Origin of the sequence: Aeromonas salmonicida (genome assembly GCF_028355655.1) — a bacterium.
GTDB classification, from domain to species: Bacteria; Pseudomonadota; Gammaproteobacteria; order Enterobacterales; family Aeromonadaceae; genus Aeromonas; species Aeromonas salmonicida.
Genome location: NZ_CP110645.1, coordinates 2919578 through 2936557, shown reverse-complemented (window position 1 = coordinate 2936557; position 16980 = coordinate 2919578). Strand labels below are relative to the sequence as shown.

Annotated in this window: 15 protein-coding genes and 1 riboswitch; of the genes, 6 read left to right on the top strand and 9 right to left on the bottom strand. The window is 59.2% G+C overall.

What is annotated here, in order from left to right:
- The first annotated feature begins 88 nt into the window (after nt 1-88).
- Entirely contained in the window at nt 89-1177 is a 1089-nt protein-coding gene (locus ONZ54_RS13830; RefSeq protein WP_021140612.1) for a protein kinase family protein, read from the top strand.
- Nucleotides 1178-1268: 91 nt separating this feature from the next.
- Here the strand turns inward: ONZ54_RS13830 and lysC are convergent, their stop codons facing one another.
- Together lysC and argA are read right to left on the bottom strand one after the other, a co-directional pair.
- A complete protein-coding gene (gene lysC, locus ONZ54_RS13825) occupies nt 1269-2621 on the bottom strand; it encodes a lysine-sensitive aspartokinase 3 (protein ID WP_271786448.1) in 1353 nt (450 codons plus the stop codon).
- Between the two features lie 89 nt (nt 2622-2710).
- A riboswitch (Lysine riboswitch) is annotated at nt 2711-2935 on the bottom strand.
- 108 nt (nt 2936-3043) lie between these two features.
- On the bottom strand, nt 3044-4372 hold the full coding sequence (gene argA / locus ONZ54_RS13820; RefSeq protein ID WP_017411372.1) for an amino-acid N-acetyltransferase: 1329 nt from the start codon (nt 4370-4372) through the stop codon (nt 3044-3046).
- Nucleotides 4373-4642: 270 nt separating this feature from the next.
- On the opposite strand from argA, the gene msrA reads away from it, so the two are divergent.
- Nucleotides 4643-5275: a peptide-methionine (S)-S-oxide reductase MsrA gene (gene msrA / locus ONZ54_RS13815; RefSeq protein WP_271786447.1), complete on the top strand. Its 633-nt coding sequence runs from the start codon at nt 4643-4645 to the stop codon at nt 5273-5275.
- Nucleotides 5276-5630: 355 nt separating this feature from the next.
- Here the strand turns inward: msrA and ONZ54_RS13810 are convergent, their stop codons facing one another.
- Genes ONZ54_RS13810 through ONZ54_RS13800 form a run of 3 tightly spaced genes read right to left on the bottom strand, consistent with a single transcriptional unit; the run spans nt 5631 to nt 6863 of the window.
- Nucleotides 5631-5966 (bottom strand): DUF3802 family protein, encoded by a 336-nt coding sequence (locus tag ONZ54_RS13810; RefSeq protein WP_005310468.1) that lies wholly within the window; start codon nt 5964-5966, stop codon nt 5631-5633.
- A gap of 55 nt (nt 5967-6021) precedes the next feature.
- Entirely contained in the window at nt 6022-6498 is a 477-nt protein-coding gene (locus tag ONZ54_RS13805; RefSeq protein ID WP_416995538.1) for a GNAT family N-acetyltransferase, read from the bottom strand.
- Nucleotides 6499-6506: 8 nt separating this feature from the next.
- Complete coding sequence (locus ONZ54_RS13800; RefSeq protein ID WP_271786445.1) at nt 6507-6863, bottom strand: MmcQ/YjbR family DNA-binding protein; 357 nt, start codon at nt 6861-6863, stop codon at nt 6507-6509.
- Between the two features lie 106 nt (nt 6864-6969).
- On the opposite strand from ONZ54_RS13800, the gene ONZ54_RS13795 reads away from it, so the two are divergent.
- Nucleotides 6970-7761 carry an alpha/beta fold hydrolase gene (locus ONZ54_RS13795; protein ID WP_021140618.1) on the top strand — a complete coding sequence of 264 codons (792 nt, stop codon included), beginning with the start codon at nt 6970-6972 and terminating at the stop codon, nt 7759-7761.
- Between the two features lie 353 nt (nt 7762-8114).
- Here ONZ54_RS13795 and ONZ54_RS13790 read toward each other — a convergent pair whose 3' ends face one another.
- Nucleotides 8115-8600: a hypothetical protein gene (locus tag ONZ54_RS13790; RefSeq protein WP_271786444.1), complete on the bottom strand. Its 486-nt coding sequence runs from the start codon at nt 8598-8600 to the stop codon at nt 8115-8117.
- A gap of 782 nt (nt 8601-9382) precedes the next feature.
- Between ONZ54_RS13790 and ONZ54_RS13785 the strand changes: the two genes are divergently transcribed.
- On the top strand, nt 9383-10330 hold the full coding sequence (locus ONZ54_RS13785) for a hypothetical protein (protein ID WP_334312735.1): 948 nt from the start codon (nt 9383-9385) through the stop codon (nt 10328-10330).
- A 197-nt stretch (nt 10331-10527) separates the two neighbouring features.
- On the opposite strand, the gene ONZ54_RS13780 is transcribed toward ONZ54_RS13785, so the two are convergent.
- From ONZ54_RS13780 to ONZ54_RS13770, 3 genes are read right to left on the bottom strand one after another with little or no spacing between them, the layout of a single operon-like run.
- A complete protein-coding gene (locus ONZ54_RS13780; protein WP_271786442.1) occupies nt 10528-11607 on the bottom strand; it encodes a lipocalin-like domain-containing protein in 1080 nt (359 codons plus the stop codon).
- The gene (locus tag ONZ54_RS13775; protein WP_271786441.1) at nt 11604-14045 is read right to left on the bottom strand and encodes an ABC transporter permease; all 2442 of its coding nucleotides are present in this window, start codon (nt 14043-14045) and stop codon (nt 11604-11606) included. The genes ONZ54_RS13780 and ONZ54_RS13775 overlap by 4 nt, the downstream gene beginning before the upstream one ends.
- 27 nt (nt 14046-14072) lie before the next feature.
- Entirely contained in the window at nt 14073-14753 is a 681-nt protein-coding gene (locus ONZ54_RS13770) for an ABC transporter ATP-binding protein (protein WP_271786440.1), read from the bottom strand.
- A 197-nt stretch (nt 14754-14950) separates the two neighbouring features.
- On the opposite strand from ONZ54_RS13770, the gene ONZ54_RS13765 reads away from it, so the two are divergent.
- Nucleotides 14951-15418, top strand: a complete 468-nt coding sequence (locus tag ONZ54_RS13765) for a DUF4357 domain-containing protein (protein WP_005310491.1) — start codon at nt 14951-14953, stop codon at nt 15416-15418.
- Between the two features lie 109 nt (nt 15419-15527).
- Nucleotides 15528-16952 carry a sodium:proton antiporter NhaD gene (gene nhaD / locus ONZ54_RS13760; protein WP_005310493.1) on the top strand — a complete coding sequence of 475 codons (1425 nt, stop codon included), beginning with the start codon at nt 15528-15530 and terminating at the stop codon, nt 16950-16952.
- Nucleotides 16953-16980: the final 28 nt, after the last annotated feature.

Genomic DNA, 16980 nt, shown 5'->3' with positions numbered 1-16980 from the left:
CTGTGATGAAAGCGTCATCATGACGCTTTGCTGCTGGTCTGCACCTGCCTTGCTGCTTAGTCTCTCAATAATGGATGGAGGTACATGTATGAATCCCAAGGTAGCGGCACGTCAGGCAAGATTGCTCCGCATGCTGGAGAGCAAGGAGGAGATCCGGATCGGGCGCGAGCAGGATTGCCCCTTGCCACTGGCACAGCTGGTGAGACTCAGAGAGGATCATCCCGCCGTGCTCAAGGTCTATCGTCACGGGCTCACCGCCGAGGTGTTTCACCTCAAGGTGGAGGGGCATCACTGGTGTCTGAAACGGCGCAGGCATGACTCTCTGGTGGCCAATATCGACGGCAAGACCGCCTTCCTGACCGAGCTGGAGCGGCGCCGCGAGATAGAGGCGCTGCGTGAGCTGCATCCCACCATTCTCTCTCACGTGGTCTGTACCTGCTTTGGCTCGGCCAGGGCAGGGGTGCTCGTCTCCCCCTGGTTGCGAGGGGTGCCGGTACACGACCTCAATGAGCGCAATCTGGCCCAGATGCTGGCGGTGCAGGCCGAGCTCGCCCATTGGGGCTGGTTTGACTGGGATCCGAGCCCGGGCAACCTGCTCGATGATGGCCAGCAGATCGCCGTGTTCGATTTTGGCTACATGTGGCCGTTCGATCCCCGCCATGAATTCAATTCAAACGGCCTCTCCGATCCCCAGTTTCATGTGCCGGAACGGCTGGAGACCCGCACCCTCTCGGGTCTCTGGCTCGACGAGCCGGATCCGTTGCCGCAGTTTCGCTACTGGCGTGGCCTCTGTCTGAGCTGGGTGCAGCGCGAATTGCAATATCTGACCCGGGAGGGGGCAAGCTCGGCAGTGCTGGCTCGATTGCAGGGGTTGCAGGGGGAGTGGCGCTCGGCACTGGCAAGCGACGACGCGCTGGCCGCCAACTGGTGGCGGGACATGTATCGCAGCCATCGGCTCGACATCATGGATGACCTCAGCGGCAAGAGCTGCGGCCCGCTCACCCTGCGCCGGCTCGACTGGCTTGAGAAGGCGGTGACCGACCATTTCGCCGAGCTGGCGGATAATCTGGGGCCTGACGAGGCAGGCTATAGCCAGGCAGCGCTGCTGGCCAGACTCGCGGGTCTGCGTGAGGAGATCCGCACCTGCCTGTTGCCGGTGCCGACGCTGGCGGGGTAGGGGCTGGTATCTGCATCGATGACATGGGCATCAACGACAAGAGGGGCACCCTGAGTGCCCCTCTTTTATGCTGTGTCAAACCTCGGCTGGCTCAGTCGAGCAGCTCCTGGTGGAGGCGGTTGACGATGTGGCCCGCTTCCTCTTCCTTGACCAGGAAGCAGAGGTTGTGGGCACTGGCGCCATAACAGATCATGCGGATGTTGTGCTCGCGAATGGCGTCAAAGACCTGGCTGCCCACCCCGGCCGCCTCGCTCATGCGGTTGCCGATAAGCGCCACCAGTGCCAGACCGGTTTCCACCTTTACCTTGCACAGCTGACCCAGCTCGGCCAGCACCTTGTCGCTGAGCACGGGCTCGCCGTTGCTCTGGCTGCCGGTGTGATCCAGGGTGAGCGACACGCTCACTTCCGAGGTGGTGATGAGATCCACCGAGATGCGGTGGCGGGCCAGGATACCGAACACCTCGGCCAGGAAGCCGTAGGCGTGGAACATGTTGAGGCTGTGCAGTGTGACCAGCACTTGCTGGCGGCGCAATGCCACGGCGCGAAACAGCGGGTTGGTGCTGGTGCTGGCACGGATCCAGGTGCCGCCGGCGGCGGGATCCTTGCTGGAGCCGACAAAGACAGGAATGTCCTGGCGCACCGCAGGTTGCAGGGTGGCCGGGTGCAGCACCTTGGCGCCAAAAGTAGCCATCTCGGCCGCTTCCACGAAGCTTATTTCGGGAATGGGGCGTGCACGTGTCACCAGTCGCGGATCCGTGGTGTAGATGCCGGGCACATCGGTCCAGATCTCTATGCTGCCCGCATCCAGCGCTTCGGCGAGCAGTGCGGCGCTGTAATCGGAGCCGCCGCGACCGAGCGTTGTGGTGCGGCCATCGGCATCCGAGCCGATGAAGCCCTGGGTGATGATGAGGCTGTCGCCGAGCAGAGGCCCCAGCGTCTGTTGGCAGAGGTCGCGAGTGGCGGCGAGATCCACGGTCGCCTTGCCAAAGCGGCTGTCGGTGCGCATCAGCTGGCGCACATCCTGCCAGTGGGCCTTGATGCCACGCTGGTGCAACAGCTCGGTGAAGAGGCGGGTAGACATCAACTCGCCACAGGCGATGAGCCTGTCAGCCAGTTCCGCATCCGTATGCTGACTGGCCTGGCGGGCCATGGTGCGGATTTCGCCGAGGGTGGCATGGATCAGGGTGCTCATTTCGGCGGGATCGCCCAGAGCCGTCAGTATGGCCTGCTGGATCTCGGCCAGTTTGGCCAGCTGTGCCTCCTGGCCTGCCTCGTCCAGATCGCCCTGGGCCAGTGCCACCAGCAGATTGGTGACTCCGGCGCTGGCGCTCAGTACCACCACCCGGGTTGCCGGATTGGCCAGCACCACGTTGGCGCAATTGTTCATGGCCGCGGCATTGGCGACACTGGTTCCGCCAAACTTGGCGACATTGATCGGGCTCATTGCTTACTCCTGTCTTAATATAAAAATCCGGTTCCATCGGGCAAAAAGAGAGGAGGAGGCTGAAAATGGCAGGAATGAGAGAAGCTATCCCGGCCAGAAGCACTCCACCCGCAGAGCCCATCCCGTACCCGCCCCTGATGGGGCGCGGTGGGGGATGACCACTACCGATGACAACCCGGGGGATTCAGCCCCCGCAGCCGACGTTGAGGTATCCAGTTGCCTCACACGTCTCGGCGCTGCTCCCCCTGACCCAAGTTCATCGGACGCTGGTGTCCTCCCTTGGGCTGCCTGGGCAGCGCTCCTCTTCTGGCTCCACCGCAGGCGGTGGAGTGCAATTAGAAATACCCTGTGCTGGATTGCACTGTCAATCGAGATCGTGAAAAAGTTAACAATCGACGACAACTCGGCACAAGATCAACAAGTTACGAAATGGTTTTTGACAAAACCTTGGAGCGGCGCTGCCAGTTGTAGAGCCGTTGCCGTTCCACCGGCAGGTCTTCCACCTCCAGCGGATCGAAGCCCCGTTCCCGGAACCAGTGAATGGAGCGGGTGGTGAGCACGAACAGGCGACGAATACCGAGCCGCTTGGCCCGCTCGGCCACCTTGGCCACCAGCTGATCCCCCCGATTGGAGTTGCGATACTCGGGGTGAATGGCGACGCAGGCCATCTCCGCCATCGCCTCTTCCATGAAGCAGTAGAGCGCCGCGCAGCCGATGATGAGGCCGTCGCGCTCTATGATGGTGAACTTGTCTATTTCCATCTCCAGCTGCTCACGCGAGCGGCGCACCAGAATACCGTCCTCCTCCAGCGGGCGAATGAGATCCAGAATGCCGCCAATGTCTTCGATGGTGGCGGCGCGGGCCTGCTCGGCGCTTTCCCGCACTATCTGGGTACCGAGGCCGTCACGACTGAACAGCTCCTGCAACATGGCGCCATCATCCTGATAGCTCACCAGATGGGAGCGGGGCACGCCGCCCCGGCAGGAGGCAATCGCCGCACGCAGGTAACGGGCGGTGCCGGACATCTCTTCACCCGCCTGCTCCAGCTCCACCAGCAGCTCCTCGGCCTGCTCGGGGAAGAGCTCCGAGATGGCTTCGCCGTGTCTGTCCATGACGCCCTGGGTGCTGCTGAAACAGATAAGCTTGTCGGCTTTGAGATCCACCGCCACTCGGCGGGCGACCTCTTCCGAGCTCAGGTTGAAGCTCTCGCCGGTGACCGAGCAGCCGATGGGGGAGATGAGCACCAGCCCCTTCTGATCCAGCTGGCGGGTGATCCCCTCCACGTCGATGCGGCGTACCCGACCGCTGTGGCAAAAGTCGATGCCATCATCCACCCCCAGCGGCTGGGCGGTGACGAAGTTGCCACTCACCACGCTGATGCGTGCCCCCTGCATGGGGGTGTTGGCCAGCCCCATGGAGAGCTGGGCCGTGATGTCGTACTGCAGGCCGCCACACACTTGTTTGATGATGGCGAAGCTCTCGTCATCGGTGACCCGGATCCGCCTGTGGTACTGGGCTTCGATGCCCGCGCGAGCCAGTGCCTCGTCGTTTTGCGGACGTGAACCGAACACCAGCACCAAACGAATTCCCAGCGTCTGCAGCAGGGCGATATCGCTGACGATATTGGCAAAATTGGGGTGGCAGATGGCTTCCCCGCCCATCATCAGCACAAAGGTGGCACCTCTGTGCACATTGACATAGGGGGTAGACTGCCGAAAGGCATAGACCAGGCTGGGTTCGCGTTCACGCACTTGAGGCTTCTTCCATAAAAAAACAGCAATGGGCTCAATATATGAAAATAAATTCACAAATCAAGACTAAATATTGATTTTGCCATTTTATGCCACCATTTTGTCCACTTGATGACGCAGAAGAAAAACGAGAGACGAGAAGGTGGCGAAAAATACAGCAACACCAGTCTGGCTGTGGCCTTGGTTGATCCCGGCTCATAACCTGTTATCTTCGAGACTCCTTTTCGTCAGCTGTGCGATGACACAGGTTTTTATACAAGGACAGGGTTCATGGAACAGATTATTTCACCGGCAGATGCACTGCCGGGACGCCGCGATGCGATGGTGATTGGCCAGCAACATGCCGTCAATGGTCACCCGACTCAGGGCCCCTGGCCTGAAGATATGGCAGTAGCCTGGTTTGGCATGGGGTGTTTCTGGGGTGTTGAGCGTCTGTTCTGGCAGCAGCCCGGCGTCTACTCCACCGCCGCTGGCTATCAGGGTGGCGTCACCCAGAATCCCACCTACAAGGAGGTGTGCAGCGGTCTGACCGGTCACGCCGAAACGGTACAGGTGGTATTTGACCCCAGCGTCATCAGTTATGCCGCCCTGCTCAAGCTGTTCTGGGAGCAGCATGATCCGGCCCAGGGCATGCGTCAGGGTGGCGATGTCGGTACCCAGTACCGCTCGGTGATCTTCTATGGCGACGAGACCCAGCAGGTCATCGCCCAGCAGAGCCTGGCCGCCTATCAGCAGGCCATGATGACCAGTGGCGACAGCCGTGCCATCACCACCCGCATCTTGCCGCTGGCGCCCTTCTATTACGCCGAGGATTACCATCAGCAATATCTGGAGAAAAATCCGGAAGGGTATTGCGGGCTGGGGGGGATCGGAGTCTGTTTGCCGCCGAGCCTCAATCGCTAACAGATGGCGCCATGCTAGATCACCCCTGCTTTGATACCAAAAGAGGCCGCATTTGCGGCCTCTTTTGCACCTGATCTCGACTGACTGTCGGCGCAGTGAAAAAAATCGTAAAAAAATATGTCATGAACGGGAACTAAATAGAATTGGCCCTGCCGAACTAAGTAGCTTCCAAGGATGGCAGCCAAGACCAGACACATTTCTTGCCTCGACCTTCACTGAACGCCACTGAAAAGCTGGATAGATTGAAATGATAGCAAGCAGGGCTGCCCATTGAGGCGGCCCTTTTCATGTGTGCTGTGTGCGGAAAAATACGGGCGTCTAGGTCGGCGCCACGGCGATCAGGTGTCTCGACGGATTAGCTGATGGCGCCGTCAAACAGATTCTTGATGAGGTCAATGAACTCTTCGAGGAAGGCTTGCTGGGCCGGGGTAGGGGCACGCAGCCAAACGGCGGAGAGCACCTCTTCCAGATCGGCGACCACGGCATCGGCTTCCTGCATGATCATGAAGCGCAATTTGGGATCGAGCTGCGGGTTCTGCTCGCAGATGGCCATCAGGTTGCTCGCCACCCGGCTGCTCACCAGATCTTCGATGGTCTGTTCACCACCGCTCTGCTGCTGGGCTTCAAACAGTCCCAGACTCTCCACCAGATACTCAATCAGGGCGATATAGCCTTCGCTTTCTACAACCATGGCGGCCTCAATCCTCAACAATACGAAAAAACTGTGCGTATTTTAGTGGCTGGTCCTAGCTTGGCAAGCGGCAGTGCAGACGATAGCGGATAAAACTGACTCCACCCCGTTCCACACTTTCCAATCCGGTCAGCTCAAAGCCATACCGTAAAAATAGCCCATAGCTGAAGGCGCTGGCTTCCGTCGTCAGGGTCTCGATGCCGAGCCGACCGGCCTGACTGAGGGCGGTGGCGAGCAAGAGGCCGCCCAGCCCCTGGCGTTGATGGTCGGCGCTCACATAAAGCAGGCTCAGGTGACCATCGTCGCTGAGGGTGACGAAGCCGAGCACGGTGCCGGCTTGCTCCAGCACCCAGCCGTGGTGCTCACGCAACTGGCTGACAAAGCCCGGATGATGGGCGCCGAGTGCCCACTGCGCTACCTGCGCCTCGCTGTAGTGCTCGGGGCCGCGTTGGCGCACCGACTGCTCGAACAGGGTAATGAGGGCGGGGATATGCGGCTCGCTCAGCGGGACTATTTTTGGCTGCTCTGGCATGGAGTGGCTCACAGTGTCGGCGCTTGCGGCCGTTTGGTCTTGGGCAGGCCGGCGACCACCCGCTCATAGGAGTGGTGCACCCAGCCTTGCCAAAGATCGCTGGCCAGGGTGTCGCTCAGGGTAACCGTGTTCCAGTGCTGCTTGTTCATGTGCCAGCCGGGTTTGACCTCGGGGTGGATCTCCCGCAGCAGCAGGGCGAGCTCGGGCTCACATTTGAGGTTGATGGTGAGCGGCTCTGCCTGCCAATCCACCAGCGCAAACATCTTGCCTGCGATGCGATAGACCAGGATCTCCGGGCCGAAGGGGGTGTCCTCCTGAGTGCCCGGCAGGGTCAGCAGAAAGGCTCTCAAACTCGTCAACTCCATGGTCACGCTCCTCGCCAGTTGCCATGCAAACGTATTTTTTAGGTGAAAATATCTGCTAAGATGCGCGCCTACTATACCCCAATGCCGTCGATGAGGGAGTCGCAAGATGCTGTATCACAAGACGTTCGAGCTTGGCCCCGACAGGGATTGGGTGGTATTCGTGCACGGCGCCGGTGGCAGCTCCTCCATCTGGTTCAAGCAGCTGCGCGCCTATCGCGAGCACTTCAACGTGCTGCTGCTTGACCTGCGTGGCCACGGTCAGTCCCACCAGTTGCAGCAGGTGGTCAAGGGGCACTACAGCTTTCGGGCCGTGACCGAAGACATAGTGCGCCTGCTCGATCATCTCAATATCCGTTGCGCCCACTTTGTCGGCATCTCCCTTGGCACCATCCTTATTCGCCATCTGGCGGAGCTCTGCCCGGAGCGGGTCAAGAGCATGGTATTGGGCGGTGCCATACTGCGCCTCGACATCCGCTCCCGGGTACTGGTACAGCTGGGGCGCCTCGGCCAGCACATCCTGCCCTACATGTGGCTCTACCGCCTGTTCGCCTTCATCATAATGCCGCGCCAGCACCATCAGGAGTCGCGCAACCTGTTCGTGCGCGAGGCCCGCAAGCTCTGCCAGAAGGAGTTCAAACGCTGGTTCCGCCTCGCCACCGAGGTCAACCCCCTGATGCGCTACTTCAAGGAGCGAGCCTTGCCAATCCCGACCCTCTACGTGATGGGGGAGGAGGATCATATGTTCCTGGCACCGGTGCGCGAGCAGGTGGCCCGCGATGCCAGCTCCTCTTTGGCGGTGATCGAACAGTGCGGCCATGTCTGCAATGTGGAGCAGCCTGAGCAGTTCAACCGCCGCACCCTGGCGTTTCTCAAATCCCTGGCTCGCGGCCGAAAATAAATCTTCGCCCAATCCCCTGCACAGGCAAAGCAGGGGATATAGTCAGCGCTTATCCAGCATCTTCGATGCTACTGGAATAGCCGTACCAGCGAGGTGGGGCTCAGCCAGCACGCCAGCATTCCCTATCACAGTATTCTATATCTGGTTGATCTGGCGACAAGATAAATAAAACCCCGTCAGGACCTCCTCTACCGAGCATTCCTCCCTGTTCTAAATTTGCATAAAGAAGACACCGGTTTGAGGCCGGTGTCGGGTGATAACTAGATCTGTACAAACACATTAATGAAAGTCACGGATAATATAGAGGTGGTTGGAATTAAATTTTACATCCTAATCGCTTCTATTATATCCATTTACTGACATGCACTCTTGGAGAGCAAAGGAGAGGCTGTATCAACAAACCATTTTGTTGCAGCTACAAAAATGGTTTTCTCGCTTAATCTATCTCCATTAAGGCTATAACGCTGTGTCACCACGCGACCAGAGCTATCTATTATACTTTCTGCTTTATACATATCTGCTGCATTTTTTGTATTTTGAAAGTCAATTAATCCTTGTTCATTGAACTTTTCAGAAAGACTAGGGGCAGCTCTGGCATAAACATAACTATCTTTAAAAGAAATAGCTGATGGGTATATGGACGCGCTCCAGTAATTATTGTATGGTCCATTTCCAGAAATAATTACTTTTACATCATAACCATTTTCTATGTATGTTTTTAATATACAGAGCTCACCATAAGTAACATTACCTGAATTGTCTGTCTCATATGCTTTATGCCAGTCAGCTTGTGTAGAAAAAGAACATGCCATCATAATAAAGAATATTGATTTCCTCATACTTCCCCCGTTGTGATTAATTACTCCGCATAGAGTGTTTTTTTGTGAAACAGTGCAAACTTTCTTTGTAGTGTTTTACAGCTACACTTAGCTTTAATTTAAATGGCTCAATAGTTTATAATGACTGCTTTTACCTATAGGGTAACAAACTGTCGATATTTTTAATATATATTAAACACCTTAAAGTATTATATAATTTTTATATGCCTTCATCGTGATCCTGTCTATGGATATTAAGAAGTGACCCTTATTATCCAATCATATGCTCACATGGACTTCTTCTACTCACACGAATGGGCTTCACATGGGTATCGTATCAAGTCCTTATCTATTTAGTAAGCAAAACACTAATTAATATTTTTGTTGAATGTTTTTTGACGTGGTTCAGGAGCGTAGCGCTGGGAAGAAAGGTAAGTACTATGGGTCAGGTGGCTACTATGCAATAAAAAAGCAAGGGCCGCTATGTTATATCTGTCGGCGTTGGGTCGTTCATAAAGCCTACTAGCTTAGTAGCCGGTAATCTCCAGATAGCCAACGCGACTGGCGTCTCCTAGGACGGAAACGGCACCCTCCCGCTAGTCAGAACAGCCACTCATGGCCCACGGTCACTCGGTTCAATGGCGCTTACTGTTGGGCACTTATCATAACTGTACCCATCAATGCCTTGTAACAGCTGGTTACAGATCTTGAGTCGATCGGCGAACCTTCCTTCCAGTAAATTCAGCGGCGATTGAATGCACCTCACATAACAAAGCAATTGCAAGGAACAAGCGTCAATGAGAATGCACCACAAAGCCATGCTGGCCATCGCCTGCACCGCCGCCCTGTCTGCCTGCGACAGCGAGAAAGCCGCCAACAGTATTGCCAAGCGCGCAGCGCTGCCACTGCCTGATGCGGGCCTTTACGAGGCCAGCCTGTTGAGCCGCGATAATGACAAGGCGTCGTTCAAAATGATCAAGGGGCTGGAAGGGATGGCACTCATTTATCCCAAGGCGGATCGCGAGCAGCGTTGGGGTGTCTGGGTCGATAAGGATGCGGGCAAGGTGGCAACCAACAGCCAATGGATCGGCAAGGCGGCTCAGAAAGAGAACAAGGATGGGATATACCCCGTCTTGCTGGAGCGTACCTCCGAGCGTGGCAACAAGGTCGATAGCCAGAACAACGACCACAACCTCATCACCTTCCGTGATCAGTCGGTGATTGACGTGAATGGTAAAGAGGCCAAGCGCTGGACCTTTGACTTTACCCGTACCGGCACCCGGTTCCGGGAGCCGGATCAGAGCACGACCCTCTACCCATCCTGGAGCGGCCACGTCGCCGTCAGCAAGCTGACTACCCGGGCGATCAGCAGCGACAGCTGGTCAGTTGCAGACGATGAGGGCTTCACCGACGCCATGGTGGGCCAGATCAAGAGCACCAACAACAGCGGCTCCCTGACGGTGGAGATGGAATTCCCCAGCGCCGGTTGCACCCTGACCGGCAAGGGCAAGGCCGATCAGCACAATGGCCTGAGCAAGCTGACCGTGAGCGGCTTTGACAAGTGCCGCTTCAAGGCCTCGAGCGATTTCACGCCGATTGAGAACAAGTGGGTGCTGAGCCTGGCCAACGCCAGGGACGGGGCTCTGGCCTATGCCGCCGCGTTCACCATCCCCAATACCAAGCAGACTGCATTGGTGGTTGGTTTCCCCGAGCAACACGGTCTGGTGCTGATGGCGGACAAACAGCCCTGAGCCACTGTTGAAGCCGCCTTGGCTGACGCATAGCGCAGCCAAGGTGTAGACCAAAGTGTTTTATGTTCCACCCCGTGTTTACCCCGGCCATGCCGGGGTCTTTTTGCTGGAATGAAAGCCTGCGTCGGTGAGAACAGGACGTTGTTAATTCGCAACCGTATGGGGGGATTGGGTGTGAGCATTCGCAGCCATTGCGCTCAATACCCCGTCATCTCCAGATACCCCAGCCCCTTTGCATCCCCTGATATCGTCACGGCCCCCTCCCAGTAGTCAAAGCGCCCTGTCATGGCCTGATTAGGCTGGCGGGCACGAATGGTGAGGTTGAGATCCCCAGCGCTTAGTTGCCACTCGATGGGGTAGGGCTGCCCCTTGGGGCCGCGCCAGGTCTTGCCTGGAGTCAGTGTGATGGCGTCAGGGGAGAGCACCCGGCTGCTGCCGTCCTGCTCAATCAAAATGCCGTAGCGGTTCTCGGGCTGGTTTTCGGGATTGGCGCGGCCCGCCTTGGTGCGCAGGCGAAACAGCATCAGCTCGCGGCCATCGGCAAGTTGCAGCGAGAACCAGTCCCAGCCTGACTGCCAGTCGGCCAGCACCGAGCTGCTCCACTCATGATCAAACCAGCCCTGACCCGTGACCTGGCGCGCCTCGCCATCGAGGGTCAAAGTGCCGGTGAGCGTCAAGCGCGGGTAGGAGTAGTAAAACGAGGCGTTGCCCGGGCTCTTCTCGCTGTAACCCTGCTTGCCCTGCATGACCACAGGCTTGGCGGCATCGACCTTGAGGTTCAGCTCGCCTATCTTGCTCTGAACATCCAGGGTGGCGGGAAAGAGTGCCTTCCCTTGTGAGGTAAGCACCCATTCCCTGAGCCAATACTCGCCGCTGCTGGCACCCGCGAGCCCGGGGCCCTGGCGGCTGGTGCGCTCATCTTGGCGGTGGCTGCCTTTGCCGAGGTCAGTGATGGCAAACTGGGCCAGCCAGAGCTGGGGAGTGAGCCAGGGGTTGTCCGATTTTATCGCTTGCTCGATGCCTTGCCGAAACAGGGTCCACTGCAGGCCATATTCGCGCCCCTGCTCATCTTTGAGGTTGCCGGTGAGATACCACCACTCGGATCTGTAGTCGGGGTGGGCCGCGTGATCGGCGGGCAGTTTGATGGGCTGGCCCGGCAGGGCCTTTTTGAACTGATCGCTGCCGCCGCCGAGGATGGTGCCCAGATCGTTGGCCCAGGCCGCCCCGCCATACAGGGTGCAGGTGAGCAGCAGTAGCCAGACATTGCGTTTTTTCATACCACTTTCCTTGCGGCAAACCAGGATGCGAGCGCCGCGCACACAGGGGCCAGCAACAGGGCCGTGACGGCATGCAAGGGGGCGGCCTCGAAGGCGAGACGCCAGCCAAAGGCGCGGGGGTTGACCACCTCGATCAGCACCCAGGCCAGCCCATAACCCACTGGCAGAGCCAGCAGCGCAGTGAGCAGCCCCAGGCCCGCACCTTGCCACACCAGCAGGCGGCGACAGTGACGCGGGCTCAATCCCAGACTCTGCAAGGTCTGCAACTCGCTGCGCCTTGCCAGCCCCAGCACCATGAAGGCCGAGCCGATGCCGACAAAGGCGATGCCCAGGATCAGCAGTTTAAGCAACTCGGTCACCACAAAGGTCTGGTCGAACACCTTGAGGGCGGCGGCGTGAATGGCAGGGGCCGCCAGCAGGTTGACCCTCTCGCCAAAACGGGTGCGCAGGCTGTCGGCCAGCTGCTCCGGCGTTTTGCTAAAGAGGGCGAGGGATTGCACTGGGCCATCTTCGAAGGCGTGCAGAACTTGCCCCTTGTCGCTGCCGTAATCCTGATAGACGCCGGTGACGGTGAGCTCCCTTGGCCCCTGTTCGCTGGTGATGCTGAGCGTCTGGCCCACCCTGACTCCGAGTCGCACCGTCAGGGGCTCGCTGGCCAGCACCTCGTCTGGAGTGGCGGGCCAGCGCCCGGCCAGCAGGGGATAGGCCGCCTTGAGGGGCGGGATAAAATCCATATGTGCCCACTCGATGGGCTGCCCCTGCCAGCGGGCGGGTTGCACAGAACGCCGCGAGGCTTGAGCCACGGCGGGGTTGGCGAGAATGGCATCCAGGGTGGCCTGGTTCAGTATGCCCCTGCTGCCCGCCGCGCCCTTGGGGGCGGTGACATAGAGATCGGCGGCCAGACGCTGGTCCAGCCAGATCTCCACGCTCGAGCGAAAGCTCGATACCATGACCCCTATGCCGATGGCTGCGGCGATGGCCAGTTGCAGTGCCATGACGGCGATGGCGGTGCGATCCAGATGATATTGGGTCTCGGCCACCGCCAGTTGGGCTGTCAGGCTACTGCGCCCGTGCTGGCGACCCATGCGTTGGCGCAACTGACCCAGCACCCAGCGCAGGGCATCCGGCAGCCAGAGCGCCATGGCCAGCAGCCAGCCGCCGGCGATAAACAGGGCACCCGGCAACCCTGTCCGGGGCAGGGCGAGGCAAAGGGCGCACAGCAGCAGTATGACGATGGCGAGCCAGCGCCGACGCCACGGATGGGTGGCGTGGCGGCTGTTGCCCTCACGAAGCTCAAGGGGGGACTGGCGCAGCAGTTGCCACCAGCCGGGCAGGTTGGCGGCCAGCGTCCCGCCAAGGCCAATCAGCAGCGCCTTGAACAGGCTGATGGGGGAGAGGCGCAGCAGATCGATGGGATTGGGGCCATAAAGGTCGGCCAGCGCCTGGGTCAGTTGTCCCATGAGGGTGAGGGCCAGGAGGCTGCCAAGCACCAGTCCGAGCAGGGTGCCCAGAGTGGCGAGAAGGAGCAGCTCCAGTACCAGCCAGTGCAGTACCCGGCGAGGCGGCAGCCCCAGAATGATCAGCTGGGCCAGCTGGGGGCGACGCACGCTCTGTACAAAGCGCTGGGCATTGAACACCAGAAACAGTCCCACCGCCATGGCGAGCAGGGAGAGGGCGGTGAGGTTGAGCGCCAGCGCATCGCCGAGCTGGCTGGCATCGAGCGCCGGGCTGATGGGCTCTAGCCAGAGCGGCTGATGGGGGCGATAGGTTTGCAGCAGTGCTTGCAGGACTCGGGCCTCGGCGTCACTTAGCTTGAACACGATGCGATCCAGCCTTCCTGCCTTGCCCAGCATGTGTTGGGCCAGACCTATGTCGGTCACCAGCAGCCGCTCCATGGGCACGGCGCCGGGCTCGAAGGTGCCCGCCAGAGTGAGGATCAGCGGGTGCTCACCCTCGCCACCGCCGCCCAGCACAAAGGTGCGGGACTGGCCCGGCAGCCAACCTAGCCGTTTGGCCTCCGGCGTCGCCAGCCAGACGCTGTCTGCCTGGTTCAGGGAAAAAGAGGGGGCTTCTTTACTCGCGCGGGTAAACAGCTGGCTCAGGGGGCCGGGGTTGAAGAGATCCATCCCCAGCAACTGGACGCTGCGACCCTGCTCATCTTTGAGCCAGGCGTGCAGCTGCGGCATGGCATTGAGGCTTGGTTGGCTGCGCACCAGTTTGACGTAAAGCTGCTCATCCAGGCCGCCGCTCGGGGCCAGTCGATAGTTGGCATCTCCTGCCAGCTGGGTGCGGGCGGCGACGAAGTTGGTGCTGGCGCTGTGGTTGAGCAGATCAATGGCCACCACCAGCGAGACCCCCAGCATGAGCCCGGTCAGACTCATCAGCAGCAGCCAGGGATGCCAGCGATAGAGGCGCAGCAGCGCCTTCAGCGGCAGCATAAGGCGGCCTCGCGATCACGGTTGGCCTCACTCATGGTGCGCCCCCTTGAGCTCAATCAGCTGGCCCCCTTCGAGGCGAAGCACTCTGTCTGCCAGGGCGCCATAGGCGGGGTTGTGGCTCACCAGCAAGAGACCCGCGCCGGTTTCACGCACCGCTTCCATCATCAGTGCCATCACCTGCTCGGCGTTGTGCTCATCGAGGCTCCCCGTGGGTTCGTCGGCCAACAGCCAGCGGGGCTTGTGAATGAGGGCGCGGGCCAGTGCCACCCGCTGGCGCTGGCCGCCGGAAAGTTGCTCCGGCCAGGCGTTGCGCTTGTGGACGAGATCGAGCCTTTTCAGCAAATCGTCAATCTCTGTCTCATGGCGTGGCAGGCCGTTGATCGAAAGGGGCAGGCAGAGGTTCTCCTCCACTGTCAGGGTCGGCAGCAAGTTGAAATCCTGATAGACGATGCCAAAATGCCGGCCGCGCAGGCGGGCCCGTTCATCCGGGGACTGGGTGTCGAGCCGGGTTTCCCCCAGCCAGATCTCCCCCTCATCCGGGGGGAGCAGGCCTGCTATCAGGTTGAGCAGGGTCGACTTGCCACAGCCGCTCTGCCCCAGCAGCAAGCTTGTCTCGCCAGCGGTCAGAGTGAGGTCCAGACTGTGGAACAGCGGCAGGCGTTCGCTGCCGTTATCAAAGCTCTTGCAGAGGTTGCGCAGGGTCAGCATGGGATAACCGCTTGATGGTCAATGGCTTTCATTATGTCATCTACGCTACCACGGCTGGGAATGATCAACACGCCTTGCAACTGATCAAGAGAGCCAGTTAGTGATCACCCCAGCAAAAGAGGTGAGGATCCTCGCTGGATCCCGCTTGGCAGAGGTGGTTAGAATAGGAGCTTCCATGGGTCACAGGATGAGCAAGGATGTTACACAAGCAAGTCAGTTTTATCATCGATAGCAAGGGCAACAAGCAGGCTGCCGTCGTCCCCATCGAGATTTATAACGAGCTGATGACCCTTCAAAAGGCGCTCTCCGACAACAAGCCCGGGGAGCGCGAGCTCTACCACTTCAACGGCAAGGGTGCCGAAGCTCACGGTTATCCTGTGGGCAAGCGGCAAAATCCCGGCTTCATGGTGCTGGCGGGATCCACCGCCAATGGCGAGGATGCGGCCTCCCTGCGCGAAGCCGTGATCGAACTGCGCCAGGAGCTGCTGGGCAAGGGGATCCTCACCCCGCGCAGTGAAGGGGGGTTTGTGTTCACCGCCGATCAGCTGTTCAACAGCCCGAGCCTGGCTGCCAGTCTGGTGGCGGGCAACAACCGCAGTGGCCTGGATGCCTGGCAAAACAGCGCTGGCTACACCCTCAAGCTGTCGGGCTTTGGCAAGAAGTAAAGGTTTGGGTCCGGCCGCACATTAATTGATAATTCATTGACCTGGATGAACTTTTGTTTTCATCCAGGTGCTAGCATCACAGCCAGATGGTTCCAAAAGGAAGAGGCCCATGTCTGTGCTCACCCGCTTTGCCGTATTGCTGTCCCTGTTCATCTCTCCTGCCCAGGCCAGTAGCGGCCCCATTCCGTTAACCCTGTCCACTATCGGCCTGTTTTGCGTGGGCCTGTTCGTATTGGCCTATGCGCTGGTGATGGCCGAAGAGTATCTGCAACTGCGCAAGTCAAAACCCGTGCTGGTGGCTGCCGGCGTGATCTGGATCCTGATCGGGATTGCCTACGCGCAAAATGGCATGAGCCCGGCCGCAGAGCAGGCATTTCGCCACACCCTGCTCGAATATGCCGAGCTGATGCTGTTTCTGCTGGTGGCGATGACCTACATCAACGCCATGGAAGACAGAAATCTGTTCGATGCGCTCAGGGCCTGGCTTATCCGGTCCGGCTTTCAGTTGCGAACCCTGTTCTGGCTGACGGGGGGGCTGGCATTTTGCATCTCGCCGGTGGCCGACAACCTCACCACTGCACTCTTGATGTGCGCCGTTGTGCTGAAAGTCGCCAACGGGGATCGACGCTTCATCAATCTTGCCTGCATCAATATCGTGATCGCGGCCAATGCCGGTGGCGCCTTCAGTCCCTTTGGCGACATCACCACCCTGATGGTGTGGCAGGCTGGCAAGGTGCAATTTGGCCAGTTCTTCGCCCTGTTCATTCCGTCCCTGCTCAATTTCCTGGTGCCAGCCCTGCTGATGAGTCTGATGGTGCCTCGTCATGTGCCCGATGCCGCCAGTGAGGATGTCGATTTGAAGCGGGGGGCCAGGCGCATAGTGCTGCTGTTCCTGCTCACCATCACCACGGCTGTGCTCTGCCACAGTTTTCTGCATCTGCCCCCTGTGCTCGGCATGATGCTGGGTCTGGGATACCTGCAATTTTTCGGCTTCTATCTGCGTAAGTCACTGCCGCACTCCCTGGCACGCAAGCGGGCACTCTATGAGCGCACCGGGGATCACGAACGGCTGCGTCGTCTCGGCTCCATAGTGCCATTTGATGTCTTCAACAAGGTGGCCAAGGCGGAGTGGGACACACTGCTGTTCTTCTATGGCGTCGTGATGTGCGTGGGGGGCCTGGGGTTCATGGGCTATCTGGAGCTGGTGTCACACTTGCTGTATGACGGTGGCAACCCGACGATGGCGAACATCTTTATCGGTTTGCTCTCCTCCGTTATCGACAATATTCCTGTGATGTTTGCCGTGTTGTCGATGAACCCGGACATGGCGCTGGGTCAGTGGCTGCTGGTGACCCTTACCGCCGGTGTGGGGGGCAGTCTGCTCTCCATCGGCTCTGCGGCCGGGGTCGCCCTGATGGGGCAGGCGCACGGCATGTATACCTTCTTTAGCCATCTCAAGTGGTTACCGGCCATCCTGCTCGGCTATCTGGTGAGCATAGGTGCGCATCTCTGGCTCAACAGTGCCATGTTCTGATATACGCAGGGCGCCTGGCCCGACCGAG